Genomic DNA, 24,221 nt, shown 5'->3' with positions numbered 1-24,221 from the left:
GCCCCCTACAGCACCTTCGACAGGAACGACTTGGTTCGCTCGTGCTGCGGGTTGCCCAGCACGTCCTTGGGGTCGCCGGACTCGACGACGACGCCGCCGTCCATGAACACCAGTGAGTCGCCGACCTCCCGCGCGAAGCCCATCTCGTGGGTGACGACGACCATCGTCATACCGTCCCGGGCCAGCGCCTTCATCACGTCGAGCACCTCGCCCACCAGTTCGGGGTCGAGCGCGGAGGTCGGCTCGTCGAAGAGCATCAGCTTGGGATCCATGGCCAGCGCCCGGGCGATGGCGACGCGCTGCTGCTGGCCGCCGGAGAGCTGCGCGGGGTAGCTGTCGACCTTGTCGGCCAGCCCCACCCGGTCCAGCAGCTCGGTGGCCCGCCGCCGGGCCTCGGACCGCGGGGTCCGCTTGACCTGGACGGGCGCCTCCATCACGTTCTCCACCGCCGTCATGTGCGGGAAGAGGTTGAAGCGCTGGAAGACCATGCCGATGTCGCGCCGCTGGGCCGCGACCTCACGGTCCCGCAGCTCGTAGAGCCTGCCGCCCTTCTCGCGGTAGCCGACGAGCGTGCCGTCGACGTACAGCCGCCCGGCGTTGATCTTCTCCAGGTGGTTGATGCACCGCAGGAAGGTGGACTTGCCGGAACCGGAGGGGCCGACGATGCAGAAGACCTCGCCGGTCTTCACCTCCAGGTCGATGCCCTTGAGGACCTCGACGTGCCCGAACGACTTGTGCACCGCTTCGGACTTCACCATGACTGTCATGACTTCATGCCTCCGGAGCGTGCGGGCCGACGGTGCCAGGTGAAGAGGTTCTGGCGCACCTTTTGCAGCGGGGTGAGCGGCAACTGCCGCGACGAGCCCTTGGCGTAGCGCCGCTCCAGGTAGTACTGGCCGATGCTGAACACGGTGGTGACGATCAGGAACCACAGGGTGGCCACGAGAAGCAGTTCGACCACCGCTCCCGAGTTGTTGCCGATGTTGCGGGCCTTGCGCAACGTCTCCTCGTACATGACCACTTCGCACAGCGCGGACGTCTTCAGCAGGTTGATGAACTCGTTTCCGGTCGGCGGCACGATCACCCGCATCGCCTGGGGCAGCACGATGCGCCGCATGTTCTGCCCCTGCGTCATGCCCAGCGCCTGCGAGGCCTCGGTCTGGCCCTCGTCCACCGACTGGATACCGGCCCGGCAGATCTCCGCCATGTACGCGGCCTCGTTGAGGCCGAGGCCGAGGAGCGCCGCCATGAACGGAGTCATGACGTCGGTCATCTCGTCCTTGTAGATGGGCATGATGTTGAGGACCGGGAAGATCAGGGCCAGGTTGAACCACAGCAGCAGCTGTACGTAGACGGGCGTGCCGCGGAAGAACCAGATGTAGCCCCATGCGACGGACGAGGTCACCGGGTTGTTCGACATCCGCATCACTGCGAGGACGACCCCGAGCACCAGACCTATGATCATGGACAGCACGCTGATCACGATGGTGTTCTTGACGCCTTCGAGGATCTGCCCGTCGAAGAAGAAGTCGGGGATCGCCGACCATTGCAGGTCCGCCTTGGCGACCGCGTTGGCCAACAGCCCCAGCAGTGCGATGACGACGACGGCGGCGACATACCGCCCGTAGTGCCGTACGGGTATGGCCTTGATGGCCTCCGGGGCCGCCTTCGACGGGGGTGCCCCGCCGGAGGGCATCTTCTCGGTGGTGGGTGGTGTCACGGGGGCTTGCCTCTCAGCGTCCTCGGCGTCCTGCGGGTGTGTCGGTTGAGTCTTCGCCGCGTGGCTCAGTCACCGGCGTTGATGGTGGCCTTCTTCAAGCCGCCGTCCTGGACGCCCCACTTCTCCAGCGCCCTCTTGTACGACCCGTCCTCGATGATCGCGTTCATGGCGGCCTTGAGGGCGTCGCGGAGCTTCTTGTTGTCCTTGCTGACGGCCATGCCGTAGGGAGCCGACTGCATCTGCTCGCCGACGACCTCGAAGTCGGCGCCGGACTTGGCGGCGTTGGCGGCGACCGGGAAGTCGGAGATGTCGGCGACGACGCCTCCGGTCTTCAGCCGCACCCGGGCCTCGTCGTCCGTGTTGTACGGCTCGATGTCGATCTTCTTCTTGCCGTCCTTGACGCACTTCTTCGTCTGCGCCTTGAGGATCTCGTGCGAGGTGGTGCCGCGCTGGGTGGCCACCTTCTTGCCGCACATCTGGTCGACCGACTCGATCTTCTCCGGATTGCCCTTCTTGACCAGGATCGAGGAGCCCGCGGAGAGGTAGTCGACGAAGTCGACGCCCTTGCCCGCCTTCTTGCCCTTGTCGTCCAGGCCCTCCTGGCGGTCCTTGGTGTCCGTCATCGAGGACATGATCATGTCGAAGCGGCCGGTCTGCATGGAGGTGATCAGACCGTCGAAGGTGCCGTTGGTGAACTCGAAACGGACACCGAGCTTCTTGCCCATCGCCTCGGCGAGGTCGGGGTCGAGGCCGACGATCTCGGCCCCTTCCTTGTACTCCATGGGCTTGTACGCCGCGTCCGTGCCGACCTTGATGACGCCCGCGCTGCGGATCTTGTCGGGCAGCATGGAGTTCAGCTTGCCGCTTCCGCCGCCGGAGCCGCCGCTCGCGCCGTCGGTCTGGTCACCGCAGCCGGCCAGCAGCAGGGCGCCGCCGACCGCGAGGGCCACCGGCACGATCCCGGCACGCCGCGTGGCCACACGTGCAGCCCGGCCGGCGGTCATGAGCCTGCTTACGGTCATGGGCGGGTCCTCCTGGGATGCGGGGGAAGCCGTGGGGTCGGGCACACACCTTCGGATGTCGCGACCGTGTCCGACGGATGAACGGATGAACGATGGGGGGCATCTTGCCATCCGGACAAGCGGCAGCAGGACGCCTCCGAGGTCAAAATCGGATAACGGATACCCGACTCCGATTACAGGGCACGGCGAAAGGCCGTAAAGGGGGCGACCGACCGAAGTGCGGTCCCTCACACCGGCCGCCTGTCTCACTCTGCGGACTTCGAGCCGGAGTCGAGACACTTTGCCCCGCATTCCGCCAGCTTGGATACCGGTACGGCCAGAAGTAGGTCGTCCCCGGCGGCCGGTGTCGGGTAGAAAGGTCGATTACACCCCTCACCCGGGGACCAGGGCGCGTGTGCGGCGCGCCCGGCGTCCGTACCTCCCTCCGGGCCGCGACAGGCCGCTCGCCCGGGAATCGGACGTGGTGCCCGCCCGTTCCTCACCGCAGGGAGCGGTCACCCTCACACAGATTCGACAAAGGGGTTCAACACAGTGGCAGCGGAGATCGTCAATCAGAAGGACGGGCTGGAGTCGGACGTGATCGATCCGGCGTTCGCCCTGCACCGGGGCGGCAAAATGGCCGTCCAGGCGACCGTGCCGGTGCGGGACGCCGACGACCTGTCCCTCGCCTACACGCCGGGCGTCGCCAAGGTCTGCAGCGCCATCGCCGAACAGCCCGAGCTCGTCGACGACTACACCTGGAAGTCTCAGGTCGTCGCGGTGGTGACCGACGGCAGCGCGGTGCTCGGCCTGGGCGACATCGGCCCGGGTGCCTCGCTCCCGGTCATGGAGGGCAAGGCCATCCTCTTCAAGCAGTTCGGCGGCGTCGACGCGGTGCCGCTCGCGCTGGACACCCAGGACACGGACGAGATCGTGGAGACGGTGGCGCGGCTCGCGCCGTCCTTCGGTGGCGTCAATCTGGAGGACATCTCGGCACCCCGGTGCTTCGAGATCGAGGCCCGCCTCAAGGAGCGGCTGGACATTCCGGTCTTCCACGACGACCAGCACGGAACGGCCATCGTCACGCTGGCGGCGCTGCGCAACGCGGCGAAGCTGAGCGGCCGCGCGCTGGGCTCGCTGCGTGCCGTCATCTCCGGGGCGGGCGCCGCCGGTGTCGCCATCGCGAAGATCCTCGTCGAGGCGGGCATCGGGGACGTCGCGGTCTGCGACCGCAAGGGCGTCGTCTCCGGCGACCGCGACGACCTCACCCAGGTCAAGCGGGAACTTGCCGGCTTCACCAACAAGGCGGGCCTCTCCGGCTCCCTGGACGCCGCGCTGGAGGGCGCCGATGTGTTCATCGGCGTCAGCGGCGGCACGGTGCCCGAGGAGGCCGTCGCGACGATGGCGGAGGGCTCGTTCATCTTCGCCATGGCCAACCCCAACCCGGAGATCCACCCCGACGTGGCCCGCAAGTACGCGGCCGTCGTGGCCACCGGGCGCAGCGACTACCCGAACCAGATCAACAACGTGCTGGCGTTCCCGGGCATCTTCGCCGGAGCGCTGCAGGTCCGTGCCACGGACATCACAGAGGGCATGAAGCTGGCCGCCGCCGAGGCGCTCGCCGCCGTGGTCGCCGACGAACTGAGCGCGGACCGGGTGATCCCCTCCCCCTTCGACGAGCGGGTGGCACCCGCGGTGACCTCCGCCGTCGCGGCTGCGGCGCGAGCGGAAGGCGTCGCGCGGCGTTAGCCGGACACTTTCGGGGCCGCCCCCTCGCCGGTGTCCGGTGAGGGGGCGCCACTATCGGTTGTGTGCGGACCGCGGATTGTTCGTGACTGGTCGCGCAGTTCCCCGCGCCCCTGAACGGGAGCCCTCCTGCGCTTGCCGGCCCCCATGCCGGGCGCCTCAGCGCAGGCCGAGGACGAGCGCGTCCGTGGGGGAGGCCCACACCGTGCGGGACTCGGCGAAGCCGACCTCCCGCAGGGTCGACGCGTGCCATGCCGCGGTCTGGAACTCCTCATTGTTGTGGTCGTGTCGCACCTCGGCGGGGTTCCCGAACAGCGCGAACCGCTCCTGGGCGACCGCCGCCAGCGCGGGGTCCTCGGAGAGCGCCCGCCACCATCCGCTCCAGTCGAGCGCGCCCTCCGCCTGCCGCCGCTTGCGCTGCTCCTCCTCGTAGATGTGCACAGCGGCGTTGATGCGCGGTGTCGACTCGTCCGGCATATGGTCGGCGTTCATGAAGACGCCGCCTTCCCGTACCACTCCGGCGAGCCGGCCGTAGAGGGCGCGCAGCGGCTCGGTGTGCATCCAGTGCAGTGCCGTGGCGGTCAGTACGGCGTCGTAGGGTCCCTCGGGCAACAGGGTGGGCCAGTCCGGGTCGCTCAGGTCGGCCGTCACGAAGGTGGCCCGCCGGTCACCGGCGAAGGTGCCGCGCGCGATGGACAGCAGCGCGGGGTCGCGGTCGACACCGACAGTCGTCGCGTTCGGCAGCCGTCGCAGAACCCGGTCCGAGATACTGCCCGTACCACAGGCGAGGTCGAGCACCCGGGGTTCGGGGCCCACCAGGGCCTCGGTCATGTCGAGCATGACCCGGAACCGCTCCTCGCGGTCGGGCAGGTACCACTCCTGTTGCCGGTCCCAACTCTCCTGCCAGCGCTTCCAGTCGGCCTCGTTCAGTGCGTGGGTCGTCATACCTGCCCTCCGCCGTAATACGCTCGTGGTGGATTCAGCTATTACCGACAATAGAACGCCCGCCGTAAGGATCACAAGTGGAACTGAACTATTACTCAGATCTGGCAGTGCGCCTGGTGAACAGCGAGCAACCCGAGCGCGGGGAAGACACCCTCACCTCTGTCGAGGCTGTCCGCGAACTCTTCGGGACGCACGGGACCATGACCCGGCGGGCGACCGAGGCCGACGTCAACCGGCTCCGCGCGGTACGCACCCGGCTGCGCGCCGTCTTCACCGCGGCCTCCGAGGGCGACGAGGTACGCGCCGTCGATCTGCTCAACGCGCTGCTGATGGAGTTCCCGACCAGTCCGCAGATCTCCGGACACGGCGACCTGGACGACGACGGGCGTCCGCGCTGGCACATGCACCTCGCCGAGCAGCCCGCCAACGCCACCGCCGCCTACGCGGCCACGGCCTGCATGGGGCTCGCCTTCCACCTCACCGACCTGGGCGTCGACCGGCTGGGGATCTGCCAGGCGACCCCCTGCCGCAACGCCTATCTGGACACCTCGACCAACCGCTCGCGCCGCTACTGCTCCGACCGCTGCGCGACCCGTGCCAATGTGGCGGCCTACCGCGCCCGCAAGCGCCTGGAGAGCAGCCCGGCCGCTCCCGAGGACGCACCTTCGGCGGGCGGACGCGACCGCAGCGGCCCGACCAGCGGCCGCACGACCGAGGCCGACCAGCGGGCAACCGAGCGCGGCGAGCGCTGAAGCCCGCGCGGCGGGCGCAGCCGCAGCCACGCCCTGGCCACGACGAGGTCGTCGGGGACCACGCCGAACTCCCGGCTGTCGTTCTTCACCCGCGGGTTGTCGCCCCGTACCCACCAGCCGCCGGAGCGCCGCTCGACGGCGCGTTTGACGATGAGCAGATCGTGCTGGAAGGGATGGCGCAGCACGACCACGTCACCCGGACGTACGGCGGCGCCGTAGGTGACGACCAGTTGGTCCCCGGGCAAGAGGGTCGGCTCCATCGAGGGGTTGTAGACCTCGGCAAGTCCGACCCGCTTCAGCAGCCCACCGTGCCCGCCCCGCTCCGGGTCCTGCGCATCGTGGGTCGGCCCGCGCTGCGGCGTACGCTCCGGCATCTTCTGCGCCTCCGGTCCCAAGGCCGCCTCCGGCCCGATTACTCCAGCAGATCCAGCCCGTCACTGGACTTTTGTCCTAAGCCCGTGGGGGCACACGCGAAAAGGCTTCCCACACGGAGTAATCTCGCACGTGAGAAGACGATCACGAGGAAGGATGGCTTTTATGCTCTCCCGACTGTTCGCCCCCAAGGTGCGCGTCAGTGCCCATTGTGACCTGCCGTGCGGCGTCTACGACCCGGCGCAGGCCCGGATCGAGGCCGAGTCCGTGAAGGCCATTCAGGAGAAGTACCAGGCCAACGACGACCCGCACTTCCGGGCCCGGGCCACCACCATCAAGGAGGAGCGCGCGGAGCTCGCCAAGCACCACGTCTCGGTGCTGTGGAGCGACTACTTCAAGCCGCCGCACTTCGAGAAGTACCCGGAGCTGCACCAGCTGGTGAACGACACCCTCAAGGCGCTCAGCACGGCCAAGGGGTCCACCGACCCGGCGACCGGGCAGAAGGCGCTGGATTACATCGCCCAGATCGACAAGATCTTCTGGGAGACCAAGAAGGGCTGATCTCCCTCTCGGCGGCCTGACCTGCACTTTCGCGGGGCGCGCCGCTTAGCTGTCCGCACCCGGTCCGCAGGCCGCCGAGCACGGCGTCCATGACGGCCCGGGTGCGGTCTTCTTCTCCGGGCCAGAGGTGCGCGTAGACCCGCAGCGTGAGACGGCGGACGCGTGCCCGAGGACGAGCTGCACCTGCTTGGCGCTCGCGCCGCCGGTGATGAGCGCGGAGGCGTAGAAGGGCCGCAGGTCGTGGGTGACCATGTGCGGCAGCCCGACGGCCTTACGGCCCTCCCGCTCGGCGGCCCCGTTCTCGGCCGCCTGGAGCGCCTTGCGAGCCCCGTTCCACTCGGTCTTCCACCGCCGGTAGTTAAGCGGCTCGCCCTCCTCCATCGCGAAGAGCCATTCCTTGGAGGGGCGTGCGGCGAGATGCGCGAGGAGCGCGTCGGTGACCACTTCGCCGACCGGGACGGTATGCCGGGACTTGGCTGTCTTCTTCGGCGGGCCGATCCTTCCGGGTTGCTGGAGACGCTGCCGCTCAACCCGGATGGTGCCGGCCTTGAAGTCGACGTCCGACACCTTCAGACCGAGCAGCTCGCCTATGCGAAGCCCTGGCCCAGCAAGGGTGACGACGGCCGCGCGGATGTACGGCGGCATCACCCGCGCCATCGCCTCGACCTGCTCGACACGTCGTCCATGTCCACCACGCCAAACCGGCCAGCCACACCAGTGGCCGATCGCTCCCAGCCAGACGCCCTGCGAAGGGGGCGGTAACGCAAAGCTGACACGCCCAGGCGCGCATGTTCCCTGAGGGAGCAGCGGGAGTGTTCCCTCAGGGAACACTCGGCTTGTTTCCCCGAGGAAATGGTGCAGGTCGTTCCGTTTCTGAAGGGCGGTCGTGTTCGATTGCTGAACGACGTCCCGTTCCGAAACGGAACGATGCCCGAGGCCACCAGACCCGACAGTGCACGCTGATGCCCTCGCTGCCCGTGGCAGCGAGGGCATCAGTCGTCAGGCGGCACGGGCTGCGGGCAACTGCGCGACCCACTTCGTCACCTCGGTCAGGTGGTCGGGCTGCAGCCCGAGGTGTGGATCGGGCTGCACGAGGAGGGTCGCCGTTCCACGGGCGGTGCGCTCCGCCGCCCAGGCGTGGTCGAGGTCAGTGAAGTCGTCGTCGATCCAGACGGCGGGGGCGTCGCCCAGCCAGGTATCGACGTGATCGCGCTTCCACAGGTAGCCGTTGGGGTGGCTGGTGGTGATCTGCGGACGCGGGAGATCGACGTACGGCAGGGCCGGGAGGTCGAGAAGGGGCCCGATGAGGGTGCTGGCGTCCTGCCGCCAGCTGGTGCACCAGACCGGAGTGACCAAGCCGGTGCGGATGGCGTCCATGAGCAGGCGGCCGTGGTCGGGGTTGAGCCAGACGGTGACCGGGTTGTCGGCGTTGCGGCCGGCAGGGACGACGTCATGGCGGGCGTGGGTGGCCGGGGTCGAGCCGCGCTCGTCGGGGAAGGGTATGAGGACGCCGTCGATGTCGAGGAGCAGGTAGGGCGGGCGCATCCGTTCCTCCAAGGGAAGCCGGGCGAATGGCTGGTCAGAGCTTGCGCGCGCGGATCAGCAGGGTGGTGGGCCAGTGACCCATGCGGGGGTCGTGGAACTCCTGGGCTGAGGTGAGCCAGAAGCCCGCCTGGCTGAGGCGCTTCTCCCACCGGTCCGTGGAGAACTCCCAGCGGGCGATGGGAAGCCGGGTGCGGTCGGGCAGGGTGACGTGGTCGCGGCGGGGACGGTCGTCGCCCGAGGGCCTGCGGCCGCCGCGCTGCGGGTGGGGGACGGAGAAGGCGAGCACTCGTCCGGGCGTGAGGCGCTGGGCGATGGCTGGCAGCAGGAGCTCAGGGGCGACGAGGCCGACGGCGCCGAAGACGGAGTAGATCGCGTCGAACTGCTCGTCAGAGGCGTGCAGGCAGTGCAGGGCGTGGCCGGCAACGAAGGTGAGGTTGTTCAGCCGTCCGTAGTGGGAGCGGGCGCGCCGGACCTGGAGGCCGACCAGGTCGATGCCCGTGACGTGGGCGCCGTGGCGGGTGGCGAGGTGAGCGGCGTTGTGGCCGGGGCCGCAGCCGAGTTCCAGGAGTCGCTTGCCGCGCAGGTCGGGGCCGAGGATCTCGGCTCCGGGACTTTGGCCGGGTCTCGTGGTCCATTCCATCCGGGCGGGTACGGCCAGAGGTTCGGCGAGTCCGGCGGCGGTGCGCTGGGCGGCGTGGGCGTGCCAGGGGGATGCCTGGGCGAGCACGTCAGATCTCCAGGAGGTGGAGGACGTCGGTGAGGTGGCGGCGGACGGCCTTGATGTAGGCGGGGTCGGTGGCCGGGTCGTTGATCCAGCGGATGGCCTGCTCCATGAACCACTCGACGGCCCACATGCGGTGCCAGCCCAGGGCCCAGTTCTCGGCGGTGAGCCCACCGCGCGGGGCGAGGGCGTCGGGGGTGCCACCGGCGGTGACGTACTGCTCCAGGAAGACGCGCAGGCGCACGGGGTGCGGCGGATCGATGGTGCCGTGCCAGCTGGCGAGGTCGAGCAGGCCGGGGCCGGTGAAGGCGCGGGCGAAGTCGAGCAGCCGCCAGCCGCGCTCCCCGATGTGGAGGCTGGTGGGGTGGAACTCCGAGTGCACCCAGCCGAACGGTTCCAACGTCGCTCCGGCCGAACGGGCTTCGGCAGCCTGGGCGATCCGGTCGAGCGCGTCCTCGACGTCGTCGGCATCCTGCCACCGATCGACCTTGCGCAGCCGTTCGAGGTGCTCCAGCGCCCGGGCCGGGAGCGTCCGCAGCCGTTCCTGGTCGAGGACGGGCAAGGGCGGAGCCGTACGGGTGCCGTGCAGGACCACGGCCGCGGCGACGCCGTCGAGGTCGTCGGCCTCGCGTACGGACGGTCCGAGGTCCTCCATGAGCATGCCGAGCCAGCCGTCCAGGACGGCGGAGGCGTGGACCTGGGGGACGGGGACGCCGAGGGTGTGGGCAAGGCGAAGGGCCTGGTCCTCGCTGTCGAAGGGCTTCTTGGCGTACTTGAAGATGGCCGTGGTGCCGTCGGGGAAGGTGACCCGCTCGACTCCGGACATGGACCACACGCGCACCTCCTCCCGTACGGCGGTGGTCTGGCCGGTGGCGGTGATCAGGTTGTCGAGGAGTTCGGCGCTGGGGTTCGTGGTCACGGGAGGGCTCCGGGGATGGGTGGTGGCGTCCGGGGCGGGCGAGAGACGTCGGCCCGCCCCGGAGCCTGATCGGGTGGTGGGTTACGCGGCGGGGTTCACGCGGTGGACGTAGACCTGCGCGATCCAGCCCGCCTTGAACGCGGCGAGGTCGTCGCGGAAGTTCGCCATCGAGGCACCGTAGGGCGCGACCACGCCGCCGGACTGGTCCGGCACGGACTGGCAGCCGTGCACGAGCCGGCCGCCGAGCGCGGCGTGGGCCTTGATGGACTCGATCCGGCGGTGCTCGTTGAACCAGCCGCCGTGGTAGACCTCGTCGAGCATCCCGCCCATCTCGTCGTCCAGGTCGAAGACGACGGAGGTGGCGGCGGGGAAGAACCAGCACGGGCCGACGTTGGAGATGTGCCCGTCCAGCTCGACCTTGTTGAGTGCCATGAGCGTGGCCGCCTCGCGGAGCATCCGCAGGTGGTCGGCGGTGATCTGCGGCAGGCCGAGGCCGGCCAGGTGCTCTTCGCGGAAGAGGTACGCGTACACCTCGTACGCGGTGGCCAGGACGCGGGCCGCGTCGGACGTGGACTCGCTGTGCTGCTTGATGAAGTCGAGCGCGAGCTGCTCGACCGCGCTCTCGGTCGTCTCGTCGACGTCCAGGAGCTGGGACTTGACCAGCTCCCAGTCGGCGACGAGCCACGTGTTCGACTCGAAGCGGAAGAAGTACTCGGCCGGGTCGATCGTGATGCGCCAGCCGTCGACCTGGAGGCCGGGCAGGCGGCTCCAGCGTTGGTCGAACGCCTCGGGCAGCTCGACCGTGATGGCCGTGGTGTCGATAGTGGTCACCGTGTCTCCGTCTCTGTTCGTCTGGACGCGGGCACGGGAATGCCCGAGCCCGATGTGGCGTACGGAACTTCGGGGGTACCGCCCGGACCAAGGGGGAGCCTGGACCACTGTCGCGCCGTTCCGGGCGGCTGCTGATAAGTGAACCTGTGGTCACGCTCAGTGGGTACGGTGGAAGGCAGTTGAAGCGGTATACGCGGTTTACAGCTCCAGGGCGGAGGCGATCGTGACGGCGCAGAGAGAACCTAACTCCCGTCTGCGCGACGTCATCGCGGCGGCCGACTGCACCTACGAGAACCTCGCCAGAGACGTGCGGCGCATCGCCGCCGAGAACGGCGAGATCCTCCAGACCAACAAGTCGGCCATCTCGCACTGGGTGAACTGCACCCGAGCCCCGTCGGGCCGGGTAGGTCAGTACCTGTCCGAGGCGCTGTCCCGCCGAGCGGGGCGCACGATCACCCCGACCGAGATCGGCCTCCAGGCCAGCGATGACGAAGCGCCGGCGGAATCCGACCCTGTCCTCGCCGCCACCGACCTGGGCCGGGCCGACGTCGAGCGCCGCCGCTTCCTCGCCATCGCGGCCTTCACCACCGCAGGTGTCGCCATGCCACTCGGTTACGACCACGAGGCCACCGCCCGCATGCTTCGCGCTCGCACGGGCACGTCGCTGGTCGGCGCGGAGGATGTGGACGTCGTACGCCAGATCACCGCGGCCTTCAGCGCCGCCGACGAGTGCCTCGGCGGCGGGCACGGCCTGACCACCGTCACCGCATACCTCGCCGACACAGCCGCCCCCATGTTGCGCGGACGCTTCCCCAGCGAAGCCTTACGCCGGGCCGCCTTCGGCGCCGTCGCCGAACTCACCTACCTCGCTGGCTGGAAGCACCACGACCTCGGCCAGGAAGGCGCCGCCCAGCGCTATTACCAGGTCGGCTACAAGCTGGCCTGCGAAGCCGACCCCCACGGCCACGCCGCCTGGATGATGCGCGCCCTCGCCCACCAGGCGCTGAGCCTCAAGCAGCCGCACCACTGCGTCGACCTCGTCGAAGGCGCCCTACGGACAGGTCTCGGCCACGTCGACGGCCAGACCGAGGCCCTCCTCCACATCACCCACGCCCGCGCCTATGCCGCCACCGACGAGAACTCGTCGGCCGCGCGCGCCCTGCTCGCCGCCGAGGATGCCCTCCTCCGCGAGGACGGTCCCCAGCCCAGCTACTCCCGCGTGAGTGGCCCCGCCGCCGGCACCGTGGCCAGCCACACCGCCCGCACTCTGACCGACCTCGCCGACCACATCGGCACGGAACAGCAGCACCGGGACGCGCTCACCCGCTGGGACCCCGCGAAGTACAAGCGCGTCCATGCCCTCACCCACGCCGACCTCGGCGACAGCCTCGCCGCCCAGGCCCGCGCCGACGAAGCCGTCGCAGCCTGGACCCAAGCCCTGGTCCTCATGGAAGGCATGACCTCCGACCGCACCCGCAAGGCGATCACCTCAATGCGCTCCACGCTCGCGGTCTACCAGCGCCGCCGCGTTCCCGGCGCCGCCGATCTCGCCCGCCGCGCCTGCGAGGCCCTCGCCTAACATGCCCAACAACCCGCCCGACGAAGGGAACACCGTGGCCCAGCAGACCGACGACCAGCCGAAGGCCCTCAGGCCGGCGCTCGAATCGATGACCCTGCTGGTCGCCGCCGTCATCGTCCACGACAAGGCCACCAACCGCGTCGTCCTCCTCCAACGCAGCGAGAACGCCAAGTTCGCCCAGGGAATGTGGGACCTCCCCGTCGGCAAGAGCGAGCCGGGCGAACCGATCACCGAGACCGCCGCACGCGAGCTCTACGAGGAGACCGGCCTCACGGTGAAGCCCGAGTCCCTCAAAGTCGCCCACATCATCCACGGCGCCTGGGGCGTCGAGGCCCCCAACGGCTTCCTCACCGTCGTCTTCGCCGCCCACGAGTGGACGGGCGAACCAGAAAACCGCGAGCCGCGCAAGCACGCCCAGGTTTGCTGGGTCGATGCCGACGCCATTCCTACGGACTTCGTGAACACAACCGCGAGTGCCCTCTACCGCTACCTCATGGGTGGTCAGGAAGTCTCCCTCGACGGCTGGGGGTAGGGGCTTACCCTTGATGAACTGAAACGGTCACCGAAGCCCCACCAGCAAAGCACACGGATACCGGACATCACGCCACGGCCACGCATATGCTGAATAGGCAAAGTCCGTACAGGGCGATGGCAAGGTGAAGAATCACCCACAGGCGATGAAGACGAATGCGATGCAGCCGAGGAAAAAGACGGTAGTGATCAACCCTCGCACGTATCAGTCTTTCGTCAGAGCCCAGCACACCCAGCTCCACCAAATCCTTGGTTAGGGCTCGCGCCTGAGAAAGATGATAGGACGCCCGTTCGAAGTACTTAGAGACCGCCACCGCCCCGTATCCTCCAGTCAACGCCACGAAAAGACACAGAGGCATGACGTACGTCGAGAACTTCTGCTGGACAATGAGAGCACTCAAGGCAGCAGTGATAACGAGAAGAAGGCTGCTCAGTGTCGAGCGTTGAGTCTCACACTGCCGTAGCTGCTCCCGGTGCTCCTTCCAGTAGGCGCGTATCGCCTCATCCGAGACTTCAGCCATGAAGCAACCCCCTTACCTCAGCCACTCATTGGCCGTCCGGTTCGCTTCGCCGAACCCTTCAGCAATGGAGATCGTAGCGTGAGAATCTTCATCAGCAGCGTCCGCAAGGGACTGGAGGAGGAGCGCGACGCGCTGCCTGGCCTCATTCGCGCGGTTGGACACACCCCCGTCCTGTTCGAGGACTTCTCCGCGCAGACCACACCTAGCAGGCAGGCATGCCTAGCCGCCCTCGACTCCGCGGACGTTTGCGTCTTCCTGCTCGGGCCGTCCTACGGTCACGTCTTCCCCGAGACAGGGCAATCAGCAACACACGATGAGTGGGTCGCGGCCAAGACAGCGGGCAAGCCGCGCTGGGTCTATCGGAAGTTGGGCGTCACCTTCGAGGACGCCCAACAAGATTTCGCCCGAACGGTGGAGGCTTACGCCACCGGCGGGTTCCGCGACTCATTTCACAACACGACCGAGCTAATGACCAAAATCGTAGCCAAGGTCAAAGAAGTGGAGTCAGAGCGGTCCCCATTGTCCTTTTCCCCCTTGACGCAGCCCGTTTCTCTGCGTTGGAGCCTCGACCAGGCTGGCGTCGACGTTGACACCAGTCTTCCCTTGTTGGAACTACAGGTACTTCCGGTGGGTTTTCCGGGCTACTCGGCAAGGGAACTCGACGAACTTGGCACCTCGCTGGCGGACCGGATCCGCCGGGCCGGGGTGGTCAAAAGCAGCGTCGCTCTGACGTCGTCGAGCTCCCGAGAGCACGCAATCGTCGGAATCTCCGTTGCTCGACCTCGCGCCTTTGACGCTCCTCAGCACGGTGAACTGGTGGAGGTTCGCTTGCACAAGTCGGGCCAAGTCTCCCTGCGGGCGACGCTCCCCCGAGACAATATGGGTTCCATTCTCGATCACGACGCACTGTCCCAGCAAGTCGCCTCCCTGCTGAGATTCAACGGCGCACTGGACCTGATCCAAAATGAGCGCATCGTTGTGGCGATCGGCGTATCAAATCCCAAAATGACCCAGGTCGACAGATTCAACCCACATCAGTCACGTACCCGTGCCGATCTCAGCGCCTACGCCCGCTCATTCACGCTGCAAACGGAGCCGGATGAGTCCACTAGCCTGGCCGCGCTGGACACGGGAGCCGAGGAGGTGGCTGGCATCCTGTCTCGAGCCCTAATCAAACAGCACCCCTCAGGCTCGTAACAGCGCATCCAGTCCGCACACAGTCCGTAGAACACCCAACAGCGACCGTCACCCCCCATCGCCAGCCATCAGCAAAAGGCCAGGTCAGCGACCCGCAGGGAAGATACCCGCAGGTCACCGACCCGGCCCATTACTGGGAGACCAAGAAGGGCTGAACGCCTTTCGGACCCACCGGCCGGCGCCATCCGCGCCGGAGGGTCGTCCGGGCCCGTTCAACAGGCCGGCCCGCTCGCCCGCTCGGTGACCCGGTCGCCGAGGTCACCAGGCCGGCTGGTCACCAGGTCACCGGGAGTCCGACGGGCCCTCTGATGAGCACGCTGCGCTGCCAGGCGATCTCCTGGGCGGGCACGGCGAGCCGCAGCCCGGGCAGCCGGCGCAGCAGGGTGGACAACAGCACTTCGGCCTCCATCCGGGCCAGCAGCGGCGCCACGCAGTGGTGGGGCCCGTTCCCGAAGGCCAGATGCGGCGGGCCCTGGCGGTCGAGGTCGATCGCGTCGGGGTCGGGGAAGTGCCCAGGGTCCCGGCACGCGGCCACGTACGAGACCTGGACCACCTCGCCGCGGCGGATCAGCACACCGGAGACCTCCACGTCCTCGGTGGCGATCCGCGGCTGCCCCACCCCGTTCTTGTGCGGGATCCACCGCAGCAGCTCCTCGACCGCCTGCGGCACCATCTCCGGCTCGGACAGCAGCCGCTCGCGCAGCTCGGCGCGGGTCAGCAGCAGATACACCATGTTGGAGGCGTTGTTGCGCACCGCGTGCCAGCCGTTGAGCCCGATCAGCGTGGCCAGTGCGAGCAGTTCCTCCTCGTCGATACGGCCCGCTTCGACCGCCCCCACCATCCGCGTCATCAGGTCGTCGGCCGGCCGGTACCGGCGCTGTGCAGCCAGCGCGCGGAAGTACCCGGACGCCGCGGCCTTGGCCTGCTGGGCACGTTCGAGGCCCGCCTGGTCCGTCGCCCGGGTGAGCACCACTTCGGCCCAGTCCCGCAGCTGCGGCCGGTCCTCGGGCGGGGTGCCGAGCACCTCGCCCACCACGGCCAGCGGAAAGGGTGAGACGACGGAACGCACGACATCGGCCCGAGGTCCGGCCGCCAGCATGTCGTCCACCAGCCCGTCCAGGATCGTCTGTGCCCGGGGGCGCAGCCGTTCGACCGCGCGCCGGGTGAAGGCGGGGGCCACCACGGAGCGCACCCGTGCGTGGTCGGGCGGATCGACAAAGCTCACGGCCCGGTCCAGCGGGATGAGGTGTTTGGTCATCCGGGGCGTGGGGCGACCGGTGATGTCCCGGGTGAATCGGGGGTCAGAGGTGACGAACCGGACATCGTCGTAGCGCGTGACCAGCCAGCAGTCCCCCTCCCCGTACGGCAGCCGGATGCGGGAGACCGGCGCATCCAGGGCGTTCCGCAGGAACGGATCGAACGTCAGCTCGGGCGGGCTGTCCGGAACCTCGTACAGCGGGCACTCCGACACATTCATCCCTCCTCGGCCCCGCGCGGGCCGTGCCGGAGCGGGGTGAGCTGTTCGATGTCGTAGCGGGCGCGCAGTCCGGCGACGAGCTCCGCGTCCGGGGGCTCTCCCGTGGCCAGGATCTCCAGCAGCTCCTCGAAGTACCGCTCATGATCCGGCGGTGGCGCCGACTGGAACAGCATCCGGGCGGGGGACCCGGTCGGATTGGCGAACGCGTGCGGGCAGCCCGGCGGCACCAGTACGACGGTGCCGGGTACGGCGCGGACGACGCGGTCACCCGCGGCCGACCGCCACTCCCGCCAGCTGTCGCCGCTGCGGACCAGCGGCTCGAAGGCGAAGATGTCGAGTTCGCCCTCCAGCACGTAGAAGAACTCCTCGCTGCGGGCATGGACGTGCGCTCCGACATCGAAGCCGGGCGGTACGACCACCTCGAAGCTGGAGGCGGTACGCGAGTGCTGCCCCGTCACCTTGAAGGTGACCTGCTGGGCAGCGGTCCGTACGGTGCGGCCCCGGCCCGGTGGCACCACCAGGCCGGTGCTCGGCCCGGAGCGCGGCTCCGGTGCCGCGTGCTCGTGTCCGGTACTCGTCATGAGGGACTCAGCGCTCCTTCGGCAGGGCTCTCGGGGATGGCTGTCGGGGCCGTCCGCCACCGGCCCAGCGCCATCTCCGCCGTGATGCCGGGCCCGAATCCGGCCAGCAGCCCCCGCGCCCCGTCGCCGGGCCCGCCCTCCTCGAAGAGCCTGCGAAGGGCGTCCAGCACGACCACGCTGGCCGTGTTGCCGTACTCGGTCAGCGTGGCCCGGCTGAACCGGAAGGCGTCTTGCGGCACCTCCAGATACGCCCCCAGGTCGAGCAGGATGCGGGGGCCGCCGGCGTGCACGATGTAGAAGTCCAGGGCGGTGACGTCCCAGCCGTGGAGTGCCGCCAGCTCGCCCAGCGCCGGCGCGAGCGGACCCATGGTGGACGGCACCCGCTTGTCCAGGACGAAGTGGAAGCCGGTGGAACGTACGTCGTAGGAGATCCAGGCCTCGGTCTTCGGGATCAGGTACGAGCCGTTGCGCTCCAGCCGGATGCCTGTTCCGCCCGCGCCGCGCACCACCGCGGCTGCCAGCCCGTCCCCGAACAGGCCGTTGGACAGCAGCGAGCCGATCCCCGCATCGGTCGGCTGGTAGCACAGGGAGCAGAATTCGCACGCGACGATGAGCGCGTTCGCTTCGGGGTGTGCCGTGCAGAAGTCGTGTGCCCGGTTGATCGCCGCGCCGCCGCCCGCGCACCCCAGCTGTGCGATGGGCAGCTGTCGGGTCGTGGAGCGGAACCCCTGGGTGTTGATCAGCCATGCGGTGAGCGAGGGCATCATGAAGCCCGTGCAGGACACGTAGACGATGAGGTCGATGTCCTCCGCGCCCAGCTCGGCGGCCCGCAGCGCCCGGGAGACCACCTGCGGCACCCGGGCCTTGGCCTCGGACTCGTAGACCGCGTTCCGGGCCTCGAAGCCGGGGTGACTGAGCGTCAGGTCCAGGGGCTGTACGAGGTGTCTCGTCCGGACGCCGGTGTTCTCGATCAGCCGGAGCACCAGCGGGAGTTGAGGGTGGTCAGCGTGCCGTGAACGTGCGAGTGCGAGTGTGTCCGCCATCGTGATCACATGTGGCGGGACCTGCACAGCAGGCCTGCACAATGTCGCCATGGAAGGTACAACGACGGGCCGACACCGAGGGATACTCCACCTAAAGAGGGTCAACTGACCACCTAGCGGCCACAGTTGCCTTCCTTGGCATCAACTGCACCATAGGGGACAGACCGCCACGCCGCCGTTCCCCGCGGCGCCGCACCCCAGCAGCCCTCCCCCTCCTCATCCCCCTCCCCCGCCCCGCCGCCCCGGGCTCCTCATGGCGCCGGGATCGGGCATCCGCCGAGGCCGACGGCCGCCCGGCGGCGACCGACCCTCCCTCAGGACCCGCGCCCGAACGGATCAGCCCCATGTGCGGAAAGTGCGCACATGTAAACAGACTGTATGTATGCCTGAGCAACGTGAACGGCACACGCGGACGGCGACGAAGTCCGCCGCTGCCTCGAAACGGTCCGATTCCCGGACAAAGGGCCCGGAGGATGCGGCGCGGCGTGCCTGTCGTGGTCTGAGCCGGCTGATCGGCCACCGGGCCGAAGGGGTGTCGGCGGTGCGCCGCGCCGAGGAGGGCTGGCGCGTGCACGTCGATGTGCTGGAAGTGCCGCGCATCCCGGACACCACGAGCCTCCTGGCCACCTACGAGGTGGAGCTCGACGGAAAGGGAGAGCTCACCCAGTACCGCAGGATCCGGCGTTACCGGCGTGGTGCGAGCGACGACTGACGGTTCCCGTTCCCGCCCCGAGGTGCCGTCACCGCCCGAGAGGAAGAGCCACCCATGACGACCACCACCTACAACGAGGCCGTGGCGTGCGTGCCGCGCGCCGGGACCCTCTACGACGTACTCGAACTGATTCTCGATCGCGGCATGGTGATCGATGTCTTCGTCCGGGTGTCGCTCGTCGGTATCGAGATCCTCAAGATCGACGCCCGGATCGTGGTCGCCAGTGTGGACACGTATCTGCGCTTCGCCGAGGTCTGCAACCGGCTCGACCTCAACCAGGACGCGACCAGCAGGACCGTGCCCGAGCTCTTCTCCGGTATGGCGAGCGGTTTGTCCAGGACCGGCGCGAAAAGGGCCGCCAAATCGGTCGGTGGCAAGGTCAAGGAAGCCATCGGGGTGGCGGGTGAGGACGAGGACGAGGACGAGCGGGCCGAGGAGGAGCGGGACAGGCTGGAGGAGACCGAGGACAGGCCGCGCAAGCGCCGTACCGCCGAGGCCGCCTCCGGCTCCCGCGGCTCCGGTGGCTCCGGTGGCGGCCGGTCGAGAGGCGACTCCCGTCGCTCCGAGGAGGCGTGAGCATGGCCGCCTCCCGGGTGTACGTCTACGGCATCGTCCACGCGGGCCGGGCCCTCCCGCCGGACGCCCGCGGAGTGGGCCGCCCTCCGGCACCGGTCCGGCTGCTGCCGGCGGGCGCGCTCGCGGCGGTGGTCAGTGACGTACCGGACGATCTGCGCGCGCGCCGTCGCGACCTCATGGCACATCAGGACCTGCTCATGCGGCTGGGGACCGACGCGCCGGTACTGCCGATGCGGTTCGGCATGGTTGCCGAGGACGCCAGGACGGTGGAGGAGGCCGTCGCGGCGGCCACCGCGGGACATCTGGCCGTCCTCGAACGCCTGCGCGGCCGCACAGAGCTGAACCTCAAGGCCACCCCGGCACAGTCCGAGATCGAGGCCCTGGTCAGGGCCGACGCGGGCGTACGGCGGCTGATGACCCAGGTACGGCGCACCCCCTCCTACGAGGGAAACGTACGGCTCGGCCAGGCGGTCGCCGAGGGGCTGGCCCGTCGCGCGGCGGAGGCCGTGGAGGAGGTTCTTCCCGCCCTCACCGCCCTCGCCGACGACTTCGTACGGGGACCCGACGTGCCCGGGTGCGTGCTGAACGGCTCGTTCCTCGTGCCGAAAGCGGTCAGCGAGCGGTTCCGCGCGGAGGTGGAACGCTTCGCCGCCGCGCACGCCGAGCGCGTGGAGCTACGGCTGACCGGCCCGCTGCCCTGCTACAGCTTCGTGCCCCAGGACGGCGCCGAGCCGGCGCCGCCCGGCCGTCCGTCCGCCCAGTACGCCGTGACGGGGAGTTGACATGGGGCTCTTCAGCGGGGTGCTGCTGCTGCCGTTGGCCCCGGTGCGGGGCGTCGAATGGGTGGCCGACCGACTGCTGGAGGCCGCTGAGCGCGAACTGTGCGACCCGGCCACGCTCCGGGCCCGCCTCGGCGAACTCAACCGCGCCTACGAGGAGGGAGAGCTCTCCGAGGAGGAGTTCGAGCAGGAGGAGGAGCGCCTGCTCGACCAGTTGGAGCAGAGCGCACCGCTCGTCGGACCGACCGCGATGACCCGCACCCGGGTACGGACCCTGACCGACGAGGACGCCCGGGACCCCGGGGCAGTCCCTCGCGACTCAGCGACAGACCAGGACAGACCGAGCTCAAGGGACCAGTCATGACTGACAGTTACAAGGCGGCGGTCCTCGCCGCCGTCGCGGGCGGCTACTTCCTCGGCCGTACCAGGAAGGCCAAGCTGGCGCTGACCGTCGGTTCGGTGGTGGCAGGACGGCGGCTCGGCCTCGATCCGCAGGAACTGCTGCGCCAGGGCATCCAGAAACTCGCCGAGACCCCGCAGTTCGAGGAGCTGACCGACCAGGTCAAGCACCAACTGGTGGCGGCAGCACGCACCGCGGTCAGCTCCACGGCCAACCGCCGGCTGGAGTCGCTGGCCGACGCACTCCGCGACCGCAGGGACCGGCTCGGCGGCGAAGACGGCCAGGGCCAGGACCAGGACCAGGACGACGGCCGGAACCGGGACGAGGACGAGGGCCGGGACGACGGCCGGAACCGGGGCCAGAACGAGGACCGGAACCGGGACCGGGACGGTGAAGAGGCCGAGAAGGGCGGCGGCGGGCGCAGGTCCTCATCCGGAGGGGATGCGTCGTCCGGGCGGCGGAAGGAGAAGCCGTCGTCCGACCGGCCCCGGAAGAGGGCGTCGTCCGACCGGCCCGCGAGGGGAGCGCCCTCCGGTGACACGGGCAGGAGGTCGTCCTCCGACGGCTCCCGCGAGAAGTCCGCCGACCGGTCCGAGCGCAGGAGGTAGGTGCCATGGCAGGGGAGCAGAAGAAGACGGACGACGGTGGCTCACCTCTGGACCGGGTGCGCGAGGAACTGATGGAGTACCTGGGTGCGGTCGGCCGACAGGCCGTCGGCAAGGCCACCGACAAACTCACCCATCTCGCCGACCCGAGCAAGTTGCTGCCCGGCGACGGGAAGGGCGGTGGTGACGGCGGGGGCATGGCCGGGATGGCGGCCCGCACGCTGCAGGGCGAGAGCCCGGTCAAGGCCGCCGCCAAGGAGAAGGCGAAGAGCGCCAAGAACAAGGTGGTCGACAAGGCCAAGGAAGCGGTCGGCGGGGGCAGCAGCAAGCCCGGGGACCTGAAGGCCATCAACATCATCGAGCACGTCGACATCGGCCGCCCGCTGCGCACGGTCTACAACCAGTTCACGCAGTACTGGGACTTCGGCAGCTTCATGAACGGCGTCAGCAGCGCGCAGCGGGACGAGGAGGACGAGACCAAGTCCACCTGGAAGGTCCGCGTCTGGCCCTCGACGCGCAGCTGGGACGCCACCGTCGAGGAGCAGATCCCGGACAAGCGGATCGTGTGGACGTCCGAGGGTTCGAAGGGCACCACCAAGGGTGCGGTCAGCTTCCACCGCCTCGACGAGAACCTCACCCGCGTCACGGCGGTCGTCGAGTACTACCCCTCCGGCTTCTTCGAGAAGACCGGCAACATCTGGCGCGCCCAGGGCAGGCGGCTCCGCCTCGACCTCAAGCACTTCCAGCGCTACGTCACGCTCAAGGCCGAGGGCGTGGACGGCTGGCGTGGCGAGATCCGGGACGGGGAGGTCGTGCGCAGCCACGACGACGTGGTGCGCCAGGAGGAGGAAGAGGAGCAGGACCGCCAGGGGCGGGAGTCCGACGAGGACGAGCGGGCCGAGGGCGAGGAGGACGAGGACTACGACGAGAGGGACGACGAGGACGAAGACGAAGACGAGGACGACGGGAACGGGGGCGGGGGCCGGAACGGAGAGGACGACGAGGACGAGGACTACGAAGACGAAGACGATGACGACGAGGACGAGGACGAGGACGAGGAGGACGAGGATGACGCACGGTGAGGCAGGCCGACCGTGACCGAGCGCACCGCCGAGCGGACGATCGCCCACGCCCCCTCGACCCCCTCCGGACCCGCCAACCTCGCGGACATCCTCGAACGGGTACTGGACAAAGGCATTGTGATCGCCGGGGACATCAAGATCGACCTCCTCGACATCGAGCTGCTGACCATCCGCCTCCGCCTGTTCGTCTCCTCGGTCGAGACGGCGAAGAAGGCGGGCATCAACTGGTGGGAGACCGACCCGGCCCTCTCCACCCGGGCCCATCGCGACGCCGTCGACGAGGAGAACCAGCGGCTGCGGGAGCGGATCGCCGAACTGGAGGCGGCCGAGGGTGAGGAACGACCCAGCCGGCGGGACGCGGGCTGGGACGACGAGCGCCGGAGCCACAGCTGGCACCATGTGAAGGAGGCAGACGGCAGATGACTCGGACGGTTGAGCAACCGGGCCCGCGGCAACCACTCCGCACGGAGACCTCAGCAGCCGTCGCCACCTACGTCTTCGCCGTCTGCCGTGGCGGCGACCCGGCGGCAGTGGCCGGACTGCCGGGGCAGGCGCCGGGAACGCCGGTGCGTCTGCTGCGGTTCGGCTCGCTGGAGGCGGTCGTCCAGGACGTCCCCGCGGCCGAGTTCGATGCGGAGAACCTGCGGGAGCGGCTGGCCGACCGCGCGGAGCTCGAACGCTGCGCCCGCGCCCATCACTCGGTGATCGCCGCCATGGCCGGCAGCGCTCCGACCCTGCCGCTGCCGCTGGCCACCCTCTATCTGGGCGACGAGCGGGCCCGGGTGGCACTGCGTGCGGACGAGCGCCGCTTCCTGGCCGTGCTGAAGCGCATCACGGGCCGCGTCGAATGGGGCGTCAAGGTGTATGCGCGGCCGGAGGCGAAACAGGAGCCGGACCGATCCGCCGAGGCCGCGGGCGCCCCCGGCTCAGGTGCCCCCGGCTCGGGCGCCGCAGGCTCCGGCGCGCGCTCCGGGCGCGCGTATCTGGAGCGGGTGCGCGGCGCACGCCAGGACCGCGAGCGGCGCCAGCAGGCCGGGCTCGCCGCGGCGGAGGCCGTGGACCGGGCACTGCGTGGTATCGCGGTGGCGAGCAGACGGTTGCGCACGCACGAGACGACGCTCACCGGCGAGCGCGGCGTCCAACTGCTCAACGCCGCCTACCTGGTGGCCGAGGGGGACGAGCACGACGTGGCCGCTGCGGTGCGGGAAGTCCGGCGCTCCCCCGCCTGCCGCAGCGTCGAGGTGGAGGTCACCGGGCCATGGGTGCCGTACTCCTTCGTGGACGGCTCCTTCGTGGACGGGGGTGAGCCCGATGCCCGTGGGTGAACACGTGGGCGAGGTCGTGCCCTGGGAAGGACCGGAGAGCGGGGCGCCGATCGGGGTGCCGCTGGTCGACCTGCTGGACCGCGTGCTGGCCACGGGCGTGGTGGTCAGCGGCGACCTGGTGCTGGCGATCGCGGAGGTGCCGCTGGTGCGGCTCTCCTTGAACGCGCTGCTCTCCTCGGTCAACGAACGCGTCGCCGCTCCCTGGGGAGACGGGGGCCCGCTGTGACAGGTACGGAAGGCGGACCGGCACGCGGCAGGAACGGCAGGCTGGAGCTGGACCCCGACCGGGTGGGCCGGGATCTGGTCTGTCTCGTCCTCACCGTCGTGGAGCTGCTGCGCCAGCTCATGGAGCGCCAGGCACTGCACCGCTGCGATCAGGGCGACGTGACCGACGAGCAGGAGGAGCGGATCGGCACGACGCTGATGCTGCTGAACGAACGCATGGACGAGCTGTGCGCACAGCACGGTCTCACCAGGGACGATCTGAACCTCGACCTCGGTCCGCTGGGGACGCTGCTGGAGCGCTGAGGGGCCCAACTGCCGCTCTTTTGCCCGAAGTCGCGCGGAAAGCGGTCGCCGAAGGGGATGATGGAGAACCCCGGCGGCTCTGCCGCGGGGGCACACCTCGGGGGCTTGGACGGCGATTCCCCGCCGGTGTGGGGCCCGCCGCCGCGCCTATCGGCGGCGGGCCCGAGCGGCC

The 24,221-nt window shown here is 69.4% G+C and carries 28 protein-coding genes and 2 pseudogenes; 16 read left to right on the top strand and 14 right to left on the bottom strand.

Going from position 1 to position 24,221, the window contains the following annotated elements:
- Positions 1 to 5 precede the first annotated feature (5 nt).
- From JW613_RS12210 to JW613_RS12200, 3 genes are all read right to left on the bottom strand, one after another.
- Positions 6 to 767 (bottom strand): amino acid ABC transporter ATP-binding protein, encoded by a 762-nt coding sequence (locus tag JW613_RS12210; RefSeq protein ID WP_280635147.1) that lies wholly within the window; start codon positions 765 to 767, stop codon positions 6 to 8.
- Positions 764 to 1,696 (bottom strand): amino acid ABC transporter permease, encoded by a 933-nt coding sequence (locus JW613_RS12205; RefSeq protein WP_209210952.1) that lies wholly within the window; start codon positions 1,694 to 1,696, stop codon positions 764 to 766. Before JW613_RS12205 ends, JW613_RS12210 begins: the two co-directional genes overlap by 4 nt.
- Before the next feature lie 89 nt (positions 1,697 to 1,785).
- Positions 1,786 to 2,742, bottom strand: a complete 957-nt coding sequence (locus JW613_RS12200) for an ABC transporter substrate-binding protein (RefSeq protein ID WP_245225448.1) — start codon at positions 2,740 to 2,742, stop codon at positions 1,786 to 1,788.
- Between the two features lie 531 nt (positions 2,743 to 3,273).
- Here JW613_RS12200 and JW613_RS12195 point away from each other — a divergent pair.
- On the top strand, positions 3,274 to 4,470 hold the full coding sequence (locus JW613_RS12195) for an NAD(P)-dependent malic enzyme (protein WP_209210818.1): 1,197 nt from the start codon (positions 3,274 to 3,276) through the stop codon (positions 4,468 to 4,470).
- A gap of 156 nt (positions 4,471 to 4,626) precedes the next feature.
- Here the strand turns inward: JW613_RS12195 and JW613_RS12190 are convergent, their stop codons facing one another.
- Positions 4,627 to 5,412 carry a class I SAM-dependent methyltransferase gene (locus JW613_RS12190; RefSeq protein ID WP_209210817.1) on the bottom strand — a complete coding sequence of 262 codons (786 nt, stop codon included), beginning with the start codon at positions 5,410 to 5,412 and terminating at the stop codon, positions 4,627 to 4,629.
- A 77-nt stretch (positions 5,413 to 5,489) separates the two neighbouring features.
- On the opposite strand from JW613_RS12190, the gene JW613_RS12185 reads away from it, so the two are divergent.
- Positions 5,490 to 6,164, top strand: a complete 675-nt coding sequence (locus tag JW613_RS12185; RefSeq protein WP_307865869.1) for a CGNR zinc finger domain-containing protein — start codon at positions 5,490 to 5,492, stop codon at positions 6,162 to 6,164.
- Between the two features lie 44 nt (positions 6,165 to 6,208).
- Here the strand turns inward: JW613_RS12185 and sodX are convergent.
- Positions 6,209 to 6,538, bottom strand: a pseudogene (gene sodX, locus JW613_RS12180) (nickel-type superoxide dismutase maturation protease); the annotation flags it as partial.
- Positions 6,539 to 6,701: 163 nt separating this feature from the next.
- Between sodX and sodN the strand changes: the two are divergent.
- Positions 6,702 to 7,097 carry a superoxide dismutase, Ni gene (gene sodN / locus JW613_RS12175; RefSeq protein ID WP_099884084.1) on the top strand — a complete coding sequence of 132 codons (396 nt, stop codon included), beginning with the start codon at positions 6,702 to 6,704 and terminating at the stop codon, positions 7,095 to 7,097.
- Between the two features lie 10 nt (positions 7,098 to 7,107).
- On the opposite strand, the pseudogene JW613_RS12170 reads toward sodN, so the two are convergent.
- The 5 genes and pseudogenes from JW613_RS12170 to JW613_RS12150 all read right to left on the bottom strand — a co-directional run.
- Positions 7,108 to 7,772 (bottom strand): annotated as a pseudogene (locus tag JW613_RS12170) (site-specific integrase); the annotation flags it as partial.
- A gap of 324 nt (positions 7,773 to 8,096) precedes the next feature.
- Positions 8,097 to 8,642, bottom strand: coding sequence for an HAD domain-containing protein (locus tag JW613_RS12165; RefSeq protein WP_209210815.1), 546 nt, complete (start codon positions 8,640 to 8,642; stop codon positions 8,097 to 8,099).
- A gap of 34 nt (positions 8,643 to 8,676) precedes the next feature.
- Entirely contained in the window at positions 8,677 to 9,369 is a 693-nt protein-coding gene (locus JW613_RS12160) for a class I SAM-dependent methyltransferase (protein ID WP_209210814.1), read from the bottom strand.
- A gap of 1 nt (position 9,370) precedes the next feature.
- Positions 9,371 to 10,282: a phosphotransferase family protein gene (locus tag JW613_RS12155; RefSeq protein ID WP_209210813.1), complete on the bottom strand. Its 912-nt coding sequence runs from the start codon at positions 10,280 to 10,282 to the stop codon at positions 9,371 to 9,373.
- Between the two features lie 81 nt (positions 10,283 to 10,363).
- On the bottom strand, positions 10,364 to 11,113 hold the full coding sequence (locus JW613_RS12150; RefSeq protein ID WP_209210812.1) for a hypothetical protein: 750 nt from the start codon (positions 11,111 to 11,113) through the stop codon (positions 10,364 to 10,366).
- Between the two features lie 223 nt (positions 11,114 to 11,336).
- Here JW613_RS12150 and JW613_RS12145 point away from each other — a divergent pair, with 223 nt between their 5' ends.
- The gene (locus JW613_RS12145; protein WP_209210811.1) at positions 11,337 to 12,692 is read left to right on the top strand and encodes an NsdA family TPR-like regulatory protein; all 1,356 of its coding nucleotides are present in this window, start codon (positions 11,337 to 11,339) and stop codon (positions 12,690 to 12,692) included.
- A gap of 1 nt (position 12,693) precedes the next feature.
- Positions 12,694 to 13,224 (top strand): NUDIX domain-containing protein, encoded by a 531-nt coding sequence (locus JW613_RS12140; RefSeq protein ID WP_209210810.1) that lies wholly within the window; start codon positions 12,694 to 12,696, stop codon positions 13,222 to 13,224.
- A gap of 67 nt (positions 13,225 to 13,291) precedes the next feature.
- Here JW613_RS12140 and JW613_RS12135 read toward each other — a convergent pair whose 3' ends face one another.
- Positions 13,292 to 13,744: a hypothetical protein gene (locus JW613_RS12135; protein WP_209210809.1), complete on the bottom strand. Its 453-nt coding sequence runs from the start codon at positions 13,742 to 13,744 to the stop codon at positions 13,292 to 13,294.
- Between the two features lie 78 nt (positions 13,745 to 13,822).
- Here JW613_RS12135 and JW613_RS12130 point away from each other — a divergent pair, with 78 nt between their 5' ends.
- The gene (locus JW613_RS12130; protein ID WP_209210808.1) at positions 13,823 to 14,941 is read left to right on the top strand and encodes a DUF4062 domain-containing protein; all 1,119 of its coding nucleotides are present in this window, start codon (positions 13,823 to 13,825) and stop codon (positions 14,939 to 14,941) included.
- A 274-nt stretch (positions 14,942 to 15,215) separates the two neighbouring features.
- On the opposite strand, the gene JW613_RS12125 is transcribed toward JW613_RS12130, so the two are convergent.
- The 3 genes from JW613_RS12125 to JW613_RS12115 are packed head-to-tail and all read right to left on the bottom strand — an operon-like array spanning position 15,216 to position 18,093.
- Entirely contained in the window at positions 15,216 to 16,418 is a 1,203-nt protein-coding gene (locus JW613_RS12125) for a cytochrome P450 (RefSeq protein WP_245225445.1), read from the bottom strand.
- The gene (locus tag JW613_RS12120) at positions 16,415 to 16,999 is read right to left on the bottom strand and encodes a cupin domain-containing protein (RefSeq protein WP_209210807.1); all 585 of its coding nucleotides are present in this window, start codon (positions 16,997 to 16,999) and stop codon (positions 16,415 to 16,417) included. Before JW613_RS12120 ends, JW613_RS12125 begins: the two co-directional genes overlap by 4 nt.
- Positions 16,996 to 18,093 carry a type III polyketide synthase gene (locus JW613_RS12115; RefSeq protein ID WP_209210806.1) on the bottom strand — a complete coding sequence of 366 codons (1,098 nt, stop codon included), beginning with the start codon at positions 18,091 to 18,093 and terminating at the stop codon, positions 16,996 to 16,998. Before JW613_RS12115 ends, JW613_RS12120 begins: the two co-directional genes overlap by 4 nt.
- A 331-nt stretch (positions 18,094 to 18,424) precedes the next feature.
- On the opposite strand from JW613_RS12115, the gene JW613_RS12110 reads away from it, so the two are divergent.
- Genes JW613_RS12110 through JW613_RS12065 form a run of 10 tightly spaced genes read left to right on the top strand, consistent with a single transcriptional unit; the run spans position 18,425 to position 24,049 of the window.
- Positions 18,425 to 18,754 carry a gas vesicle protein GvpO gene (locus JW613_RS12110; protein ID WP_209210805.1) on the top strand — a complete coding sequence of 110 codons (330 nt, stop codon included), beginning with the start codon at positions 18,425 to 18,427 and terminating at the stop codon, positions 18,752 to 18,754.
- 54 nt (positions 18,755 to 18,808) lie between these two features.
- Positions 18,809 to 19,330, top strand: coding sequence for a gas vesicle protein GvpJ (gene gvpJ / locus JW613_RS12105; RefSeq protein WP_209210804.1), 522 nt, complete (start codon positions 18,809 to 18,811; stop codon positions 19,328 to 19,330).
- 2 nt (positions 19,331 to 19,332) lie between these two features.
- Entirely contained in the window at positions 19,333 to 20,112 is a 780-nt protein-coding gene (locus JW613_RS12100; protein WP_209210803.1) for a GvpL/GvpF family gas vesicle protein, read from the top strand.
- Position 20,113: 1 nt separating this feature from the next.
- Positions 20,114 to 20,473: a gas vesicle protein GvpG gene (locus JW613_RS12095; protein WP_209210802.1), complete on the top strand. Its 360-nt coding sequence runs from the start codon at positions 20,114 to 20,116 to the stop codon at positions 20,471 to 20,473.
- A complete protein-coding gene (locus tag JW613_RS12090; protein ID WP_209210801.1) occupies positions 20,470 to 21,117 on the top strand; it encodes a hypothetical protein in 648 nt (215 codons plus the stop codon). The genes JW613_RS12095 and JW613_RS12090 overlap by 4 nt, the downstream gene beginning before the upstream one ends.
- 5 nt (positions 21,118 to 21,122) lie before the next feature.
- Positions 21,123 to 22,196: an SRPBCC family protein gene (locus JW613_RS12085; RefSeq protein ID WP_209210800.1), complete on the top strand. Its 1,074-nt coding sequence runs from the start codon at positions 21,123 to 21,125 to the stop codon at positions 22,194 to 22,196.
- Between the two features lie 12 nt (positions 22,197 to 22,208).
- Positions 22,209 to 22,619: a gas vesicle protein gene (locus JW613_RS12080; protein ID WP_209210799.1), complete on the top strand. Its 411-nt coding sequence runs from the start codon at positions 22,209 to 22,211 to the stop codon at positions 22,617 to 22,619.
- On the top strand, positions 22,616 to 23,521 hold the full coding sequence (locus JW613_RS12075) for a GvpL/GvpF family gas vesicle protein (RefSeq protein ID WP_209210798.1): 906 nt from the start codon (positions 22,616 to 22,618) through the stop codon (positions 23,519 to 23,521). Before JW613_RS12080 ends, JW613_RS12075 begins: the two co-directional genes overlap by 4 nt.
- Positions 23,508 to 23,747 carry a gas vesicle protein gene (locus tag JW613_RS12070; RefSeq protein WP_180289756.1) on the top strand — a complete coding sequence of 80 codons (240 nt, stop codon included), beginning with the start codon at positions 23,508 to 23,510 and terminating at the stop codon, positions 23,745 to 23,747. The genes JW613_RS12075 and JW613_RS12070 overlap by 14 nt, the downstream gene beginning before the upstream one ends.
- Positions 23,744 to 24,049 (top strand): gas vesicle protein K, encoded by a 306-nt coding sequence (locus JW613_RS12065; protein WP_209210797.1) that lies wholly within the window; start codon positions 23,744 to 23,746, stop codon positions 24,047 to 24,049. Before JW613_RS12070 ends, JW613_RS12065 begins: the two co-directional genes overlap by 4 nt.
- The last annotated feature ends 172 nt before the right edge of the window (positions 24,050 to 24,221 follow it).

Source organism: Streptomyces smyrnaeus, from assembly GCF_017676345.1.
GTDB lineage: Bacteria > Actinomycetota > Actinomycetes > Streptomycetales > Streptomycetaceae > Streptomyces > Streptomyces smyrnaeus.
This window is presented reverse-complemented; position numbering and strand designations above follow the sequence as displayed.